Consider the following 8,220-nt stretch of genomic DNA (forward strand, 5'->3'; position numbering starts at 1 on the left):
GTGGGGGAGTGGGGACGTGGGGGAATTTCAACTAACACCCCAACACCCTAACACCCCAACACCCTAACACCCTAACACCCCAACACCCTAACACCCCCCGCAACGGCTCGACTGAGCATCGCCGAACGTCGCGCACACAGTGACCACCCCAACACCCTAAAACCCCAACAGCCAATAAGAATATCAAAACTTCCTGATATAACAATCTCTTTGGGATCAAGGGTTTGGCGGTTTTATCAAGAAATCATGACAATGTACTTGGTCAAAATCAGAATCTTGCTGTTTAATAGGTATTTATAACAAGCGATTCCCTTGATCCCCATCGAGTGGATTTCTCGTTCACAAAGCAATCGATGAGTAGTTAGAAGGATTACCCAGATCACTGCTTTTGCAAATGCCCAAAAACATTTGCCGTCGTAACTAATCGGAGAGCGTCAACTCATGGTTCCAGAATACCCCCCCTTAGATGAGATGACCTTGCGGCAACTGCGACGAGTTGCCAGTCAATACAGCATCTCTCGTTACAGTCGGATGCGGAAAACGCAATTAATCGAGGCAATTACCCAAGCTATGGGAGTAAGCGGCAATTTTAAATCTATTATTAAAGAGGAAAAACCAGTGGAAGCAGCAAAATTTGAATTAGGTCAAGCTCACCCGATCGAAGATATCCTAGGTTCAGTGGATGATGGTTTAGGAGATCTGCCCGGTGGCTACGGTGAAAATCGCATTACCCTCCTACCTCGCGATCCTCAGTGGGCCTATGCTTACTGGGATATCCCCAACGAATCGAAAGAAGATCTCCGTCGTCAAGGAGGACAACAGTTAGCCCTACGTCTTTATGATGTCACCGATATCGATCTCAATAGCCAAGGCGCGCATAGCGTCCAAGAATATCTCTGTGATGAATTGGCCCGGGAATGGTATTTACCGATTCCGGTCAGCGATCGAGATTATGTTATCGATATCGGTTATCGTTGTGCTGATGGTCGTTGGTTAGTTTTGGCCCGTTCTCCTTTAGTACGGATTCCTCCCGTCTATCCTTCCGACTGGATTGAAGATATTTTTGTCACCGTTAACTGGGAAGAAGAACTGGTGGGTAAAACTGTTTACGAACTCGTTCCCCCCAGCAAACGCTACGGCAGCAGCGCCGGAACCACGGGAACTAGCCCCATCTACGACCAAATTTTCGAGAGTGTCGGCGATATCGAGGCCCTACGGGTGGCCGGTTCCTTGTTTGGTTCCATGCAGCACGTCGCTGGTTCCGTACCGATGTCGGAAGTGATCAGTTCCTATGTATTCCCCTCTGGGGTTGGTATGTGGGCAGTTCCCACGGTATCGGGACTAACCGCTTCCGGTATCGGCATGACTGCTTCCGGTATCGGTATGGGTGCTTCGGAAACCCTACAACGTCCGCGCAAATTCTGGTTAGTTGCCGATGCAGAATTAATCGTCTATGGTGCCACCGAACCCGATGCCACGGTAACTATCGGTGGTCGTCCGATTAAACTCAATCCCGATGGCACTTTCCGCTATCAGATGTCCTTCCAAGACGGTTTAATCGATTATCCAATTATGGCTGTAGCCGCCGATGGTGAACAAAATCGTTCTATCCACATGAAATTTACCCGGGAAACCCCCTCTCGCAATACCAACACTAAAGACGAGGCGGTTCTAGAATGGTTGTTCTAGATTGGGTTTTCTAACGTTACCAAAGCCAAACCAATTACTTCCCCCTAACTGAGATTTAGTTAGGGGATTTTTTGGGGATTGTCAACGCTATCAACTTCTATTCCCAAATCTGACAGCTTAAATCGCCCGATTTTTGGGAAAGACGCAGATTTTCACCGTAATCGACGGGAACATCAATCACCGTAGGGACATCTTGCCGGAAAGCCTCCTCTAGGATCGGGATCAAATCCTGAGCAGATTCCACCCGATAGCCTTTTAATCCCATACTTTCGGCAAATTTAACAAAATCGGGATTACCAAACTTAATAAAAGAAGATGTCCCAAAATGGTTAAACTGCTTCCATTCGATTAAACCGTAACCGCCATCATTAAAGATGAGAGTGACGAAGGGAGTTCCCACCCGCAAAGCTGTCTCCAATTCCTGACAATTCATCATAAAACCGCCGTCTCCCGTCACCGCCACAATGCGCTTATCGGGATGAACTAACTTAGCGGCGATCGCACCAGGGATAGCAATACCCATAGCGGCGAAACCGTTAGAAATAATGCAAGTATTAGGACAATCGGAGTGATAATGGCGGGCCATCCACATTTTATGAGCGCCCACGTCAGAAATGGCGATATCTTCTGGTCCCATCACCTGACGCAGATCGTAGATCAATTTTTGTGGCTTGATCGGAAAACCCGTATCATTGGCATAGGTTTCGTAATCGGCCCGAATTTCCGTCTTTAATCCTGCGGTGACAGGAGTTGGTTTATTCTGGCGATCGGCCCGTTTGAGGATATCGATGAGAGAATCGGTAATATCACCCACCACTTCCACCACCGGGGCATAACTGCTGTCAATTTCCGCCGGAGTCATGCCGATGTGAATAATCGGTAATTTCCCGTCTGGATTCCATTTTTTCGGGGAATACTCGATTAAATCGTAACCAACAGCGATAATTAAATCACTGCGATCGAAGGCACAACTAATCAAATCCCGTTGCTGTAATCCTACCGCCCAAAGAGCCAGAGGATGGGTATAGGGAATCACCCCCTTACCCATAAAAGTGTTAGCCACAGGGATATTCAAGGCCGTGGCGAATTCCGTTAAAGCCTCACTAGCATTAGCGCGAATTGCCCCATTTCCCGCCAAAATCAAGGGATTTTTCGCTTTAGAAATCACCGCCGCCGCCATGTTCAAAGTCCGATAGGAAGCGTAAACTTTTTCCTGACTATCGAGGGGCAAAGGACTACCATCGGCAGCCATAGCGGCGATATTTTCAGGAAGATCGATATGAACTGCCCCCGGTTTCTCACTTTGGGCGGTTTTAAAGGCTCTCCGTACCACTTCTGGGGTGATACCCGGCCGCACGATTTGTTTATTCCATTTCGTCACTGGGGCGAACATGGCCACCAGATCCAGGTATTGATGGGATTCAATGTGCATCCGATCGGTTCCCACCTGGCCAGTGATAGCCACCAAGGGCGCCCCATCCAGGTTAGCATCAGCTACCCCTGTCATTAGGTTAGTCGCCCCTGGTCCTAGGGTGGAGAGACAAACCCCCGCTTTTCCCGTCAAGCGTCCATAGACATCGGCCATAAAAGCCGCGCCCTGTTCGTGACGGGTGGTGATAAATTTGATCGAGGAGTTTTTTAGGGCTTCCAAAACATCGAGGTTTTCTTCCCCGGGTAGCCCAAAAATATACTCGACCCCTTCATTCTCTAGACATTTAACTAGAAGTTCGGCTGTGTTTAATTCCCCCATAATTCCCTCCTGTAGAGCTTACTTCATCAGTAAAGTCTCTAGAGATAGTTCATCCCGGCGAATTGAGGTTGTTGCGCTCAACTCGTCGGGATGATATCAGTAGACTATATGTACCAATGTAGCTGAATAAAATTTTGTTTAAGTCTATCCATATACCATTGTGACTTAGATCTTGACCCTTGGCAGATTATTTATTAGCACAATTGGGGGGGGGAATTTTTTTTAGGCCGTTAATTCTTCGGCGGCGTGGGCCAGTTGGGCGGCGACTTTGGCTAAATAGGGACGACTTAACCACCAGATAAAGGGGGACAGCCAACCGCGCAGGGTGACAGAATAGGAAATATAAGTACCACAGAGGGTTGATTCCACTTGGTAGGTCATTTTCTGTTCCATACCGGGGATAGCGAGAACTCTGAGGCTGAGGAGTTCCCCGGGGCGGACATTTTCCACGAAAACCCGGATAGGAATGGGAGTCAGACGGGTGACAGCTTGATAGATTAACCCCGGTTTAGCGATTAAACCCAAGGGAACATCAGCCTTGGCGATCAAAGGATGCCAAGAGACATCGGCCACATTGATTAATTTTTGCCAGAGGACATCGACAGGGGCGCTGCTGACCACCCGATAGGTTTTGTAGAGTGAAAACTTACAGAATAGTCTGCCTTTGGCCGCTACAATCCTTAGGGAAAAATTGAGAATCACCGATTGCCCCCCGCAAAAATAATCCAGGTAATCTTCTATTCTAGAAAATAAATGGCTTTCTGGGAGTGTGAGCTTTTTATAACTTTAACTTAGTCTCAGCAGAAGTCCCTCACTTGAGGGCGATCGAATGAATGCTCTATTTAATTTGCTATCATAACGCATCAAGTCTGAGCGATCGCTAGACTGAAGAGACAACCAAATAACCTCCGATGCTTATCGTCCCCAACGACTGAGGGCTGCTATTCTGGCGTTGTCAAGTTTTTCTCCTGTCAGAGTTTGATACAATTGCCTAGGATTGGGACTTCTGCAAGGGATTAGGGTTATACGGCTGATTGAGCCATTAGGTATCTATTTCATACTCAGACCCTCAATGAATAAATAGGCTGAAGCAGTTGAGTTTGCTCAAGTGTTCATAAACGCGATTGAGGATACAGTTTATCGGATTAGGGAGTTTCCAACCCTTTAGGCTGTCATTATTATAATATAATTGGGGCTGGCTGAATAAATCTAAAAACCTTGTTGGATAAGGCTTTTAGACTTTTTTCCCCTCAAAAAGTGCTGACCATTGGAGTGATCGGGGGTAAAATTCTGGGACTTTTTCCCTGAAAATTAGGTAACTGACTACCTCAAAATCGGTAAAACCCCACACCCGTTCGGCGGTTCGGCTGAGCTCACCGTCGAAGCCTGAGCTCACGGCCGAAGCCCACACCCCACACCCTGCCTCCACCAACAAACTTTTTGCCGCAAACCCTAATTGGAGGGGACTGCCTCTCTTTCGCCAACACTTTATCTTTTTTGTCAAGTACACTTTATACCATTTTACATAAGCTTACCCTGAGAGAAAAGCCCTCAAAGCTAGATTTCGTATATGCTTAGGCCAATTAAAGGTTTGCCGCTATGAAATTCCGTCAATTGATACAGGCCACAGAAAATAAATACAATCGGCTGCTGGCAAATCTGCTCTCGCTCTACATTATTTACCCGTTTTTAGTATATCTACCCCTGGGAGATTGGCTGATTTTCTTTTTCTTCTCCCTCTCTCTGATCATCGCCGTCTATCAGATCGATCGAAGTAAATTGGCTTTAAGATTTAATATCGGTCTGTTTTTGGTTGCTCTCCTCCTGCGAGCATTCAGCACGATTATCCCTATTTATAGCGATTTCAACCGTTGGTTCGAGCTATCTAGTACATTAATTTCTCTAGCTTTTGTTAGTTTATGCGTGTACTCGATTTTACTAGAATTAATTCTCGCCGAACAGGTAACATCAGATATCATCAAAGGGGGAATTTGTGTCTATTTTCTCTTAGGATTTTTCTGGGCATCCGCTTATAATATCGTCCAGATTTTCGACCCCGATTCCTTTAGCTCCGCCGCTACAACCGTCAACCAGTCCGATCTACTTCATTTCAGCTTTACTACCTTGGCCACGGTTGGTTACGGTGATATAGTTCCTGCCAGTAAAGTCGCTAGAGTTCTAGCCAATTTAGAAGGAATGACTGGAGTTCTCTATCCCGCCGTTTTTATCGCTCGTTTAGTCAGTTTACACAATGGTCGTTAACCAAAACAATCGATCGCCTTGGGGGAATATTAGATGATTATGCGTCGCTTTATCCCGATTCTTTCTTTGCTTTTGCCTTGGGTCACTGCTGCGGCAGTCTTGGCGGAAATACCGACTCTGGCCCAGGAAATCCGCCCAAAAACGGCGGAACAGGTGATCGAGCAACTCTGTGCTAATTTAACCAAACAGCGAGCGTTCACCGTCAATATGGATGTCACCTATGACGATGTACTCGACTCCGGGGCGAAAGTTCAGTACAGCGCCTATCAAAACATCTGGGTAGAGAAACCCAATCGCCTGCGCTCGGACTACACTGGAGATGAACGAGTTACCCGCTTTTTTTACGATGGTAAAACCTTCACCCTTGCGGATCTGGAACGGGATCTATACGTTACGAAACCAGCACCGAATACTCTAGATAAAGCCTTAGACCAAGTAGAGCAAAGGTACGGGATCAGCATTCCCATGTCAAATCTAGCAGCGAACGATCCCTGTGCAGATCTAATGGCCGATGTCAAGCAAATTATTTTTATCGGCAACGACATGGTCAACCGCGAACCGATGTATCACCTGCTGCTGATCGGTAGCGATCGCGATTATCAAATCTGGGTCACGCAGGATACCCCCCCCCTGCTGAGGAAAGCGATTATCACCTATAAAACTCTACCCGGTTCACCCCAGTACACGGCAATATTATCCGATTGGAATTTTAAGCCTAGTACACCCGCCGATACTTTCACTTTCCAACCGGGATCAGAGTCGATCCCTATCGAACTTCTACCCCCTAGGGATAATCAATCCCAGCCTTAAACCCCGTTCATAAAATGCGATCGCTTGTCGGTATTCCCCTAAATCAGCGTTTTGATATACTTTGAATATCTAACGAATTCGAGGTGGGATCATGAAGTCGCAGATTGGACGCTGGGGTAATTCTTTAGCGATTCGGATTCCCAAGTATGCGGTGGAGGCACTGAACCTCAATCCTAAGGACGTTGTTGAATGTTCTGTGGACAACGGAAAGCTAGTAATTGAGCTAATTCAAGCCTTGCCTGAGTTAAGTCTAGAAGAACTACTGGCTGAGGTTGTTGAATCACCGGAGCCGGAAGTGGATTGGGGACGGCCAATGGGAGAGGAGGTTTGGTGACATACATTCCAGAACGTGGAGATTTCCTGCGGTTGAGCTTTGACCCAAAAATTGGACATGAGCAAATGGGTAATCGTCCAGCACTGGTGGTAAGCCATATTGATTTTAATCGCAAGATTGGTTTTGCCTTTGTCTTTCCAGTGAGCAATACGCAACGCCAGAACCCTTTCTAGGTCAAGATTCCAGATGGAGAGGCAGTGACAGGAGTTATCATGGTAGATCAACTGCGATCGTTGGACTTCCGAGGGAGAAAAGCGAGCTTTATCGGCAAGTGTCCAGAACGGTTGCTCCAGGATGTTCTCAGAAGAATTAAGCCGATTCTGTTCTAATCGGGACATTAGGGACTTGCGTGGGAATAATATCCCAGCCAGAAAATCGCTCTGTAGAAGAATCAGACCAGCCAGATGGCATATTATCAAAGCGCAAGTCCCTTAGCTGCGGAGGCTCTCGAAGGCTCTCCCCCTACTTAGAGTGATCAGCAAACCTGATCGATCGGAGGGCGCAAGCTTTGCGCCCCTACAGTAACGGATTTTGTCCACAATGTAGGGGCGAACTGCGTTCGCCCAAAAGGTAGATTATCAAAGCGCAAGTCCCTTATCAAAAGCCTTACTCTATCCGAACCCAACCCAGATTTATTTATACCCTTGAAGTTAATGGCAAATTCTTTATTATAGAAAATGTTCCCGCCAGAGTTTGTGTAGAAACAGGAGAGCGTTTTTTTGCACCAGAAACCGTCGAACGCTTGCAGAAAATAATCTGGGAAGATAAGCAGCCAAGGCGAATAAAAAAATCAAGGAGTCCGGGCTATGAAAAGATCTTTATGTCAAAACTTATGTGTTCTTGCTGCCCTCCTTTTGGGTACAAGTTTACTGATCACGGATTATGTGGACGCTCGCGATGGCGGTGGCGGTGGTCGTGGCGGTGGTGGTGGTAGTCGTGGCGGTGGTGGAGCTTCCCCACGGGTTAACCGCAGTAGTGATCTGCAAAACCGAGGGAATTTTAGTAATCGTTCCCAACCCTCTAGAGATTTCAGTAATCGTTCCCAACCCTCTAGAGATTTTTCTGGAAGACAGGGGGAAAGACAAACTAATCAACAAACTCGTCAAGGGGAACGCACCGAAAGACAGGGGGAAAGACAAACTAATCAACAAAACCGTCAAGGGGAACGCACCGAAAGACAGGGGGAAAGACAGGGGGAACGCACCGAAAGAACCGATATCCGTCAAGGGGAACGCAGCGAAAGACAGGGGGAACGGCAGCAGCAGGTTAGCGATCGCCAACAGAACCGTCAGAACTTTATTGACGATAATCGCAACGGTTACTGGCGTGGTGGCGGTTGGTACGGTGGCGGTTATTACGTCCCCCCGGGTTGGGG

6 protein-coding genes and 3 pseudogenes are annotated in these 8,220 nt (G+C 47.2%); 7 read left to right on the forward strand and 2 right to left on the reverse strand.

Annotation, left to right across the window (positions count from 1 at the left end):
* Positions 1–441: 441 nt before the first annotated feature.
* Positions 442–1,689, forward strand: a complete 1,248-nt coding sequence (locus IQ234_RS18580) for a DUF4912 domain-containing protein (RefSeq protein ID WP_110543886.1) — start codon at positions 442–444, stop codon at positions 1,687–1,689.
* A 97-nt stretch (positions 1,690–1,786) separates the two neighbouring features.
* Here the strand turns inward: IQ234_RS18580 and IQ234_RS18585 are convergent, their stop codons facing one another.
* Positions 1,787–3,439 carry an acetolactate synthase large subunit gene (locus tag IQ234_RS18585; protein WP_193958165.1) on the reverse strand — a complete coding sequence of 551 codons (1,653 nt, stop codon included), beginning with the start codon at positions 3,437–3,439 and terminating at the stop codon, positions 1,787–1,789.
* A 222-nt stretch (positions 3,440–3,661) separates the two neighbouring features.
* Positions 3,662–4,141 (reverse strand): hypothetical protein, encoded by a 480-nt coding sequence (locus tag IQ234_RS18590; RefSeq protein WP_002735718.1) that lies wholly within the window; start codon positions 4,139–4,141, stop codon positions 3,662–3,664.
* A gap of 897 nt (positions 4,142–5,038) precedes the next feature.
* On the opposite strand from IQ234_RS18590, the gene IQ234_RS18595 reads away from it, so the two are divergent.
* The 6 genes and pseudogenes from IQ234_RS18595 to IQ234_RS21400 all read left to right on the forward strand — a co-directional run.
* Positions 5,039–5,701 carry a potassium channel family protein gene (locus tag IQ234_RS18595; protein WP_193958166.1) on the forward strand — a complete coding sequence of 221 codons (663 nt, stop codon included), beginning with the start codon at positions 5,039–5,041 and terminating at the stop codon, positions 5,699–5,701.
* A 33-nt stretch (positions 5,702–5,734) separates the two neighbouring features.
* The gene (locus IQ234_RS18600) at positions 5,735–6,511 is read left to right on the forward strand and encodes a DUF2092 domain-containing protein (RefSeq protein ID WP_193958167.1); all 777 of its coding nucleotides are present in this window, start codon (positions 5,735–5,737) and stop codon (positions 6,509–6,511) included.
* 91 nt (positions 6,512–6,602) lie between these two features.
* Positions 6,603–6,845, forward strand: coding sequence for an AbrB/MazE/SpoVT family DNA-binding domain-containing protein (locus IQ234_RS18605; protein WP_193958168.1), 243 nt, complete (start codon positions 6,603–6,605; stop codon positions 6,843–6,845).
* Positions 6,846–6,910: 65 nt separating this feature from the next.
* A pseudogene (locus IQ234_RS18610) lies at positions 6,911–7,174 on the forward strand (type II toxin-antitoxin system PemK/MazF family toxin).
* A 248-nt stretch (positions 7,175–7,422) separates the two neighbouring features.
* Positions 7,423–7,629 (forward strand): annotated as a pseudogene (locus tag IQ234_RS21845) (YgiT-type zinc finger protein); the annotation flags it as partial.
* A gap of 22 nt (positions 7,630–7,651) precedes the next feature.
* Positions 7,652–8,220 (forward strand): annotated as a pseudogene (locus tag IQ234_RS21400) (hypothetical protein); the annotation flags it as partial.

This window comes from Microcystis aeruginosa LEGE 91341 (assembly GCF_015206885.1).
In the GTDB taxonomy this organism is placed as follows: Bacteria; Cyanobacteriota; Cyanobacteriia; order Cyanobacteriales; family Microcystaceae; genus Microcystis; species Microcystis aeruginosa_H.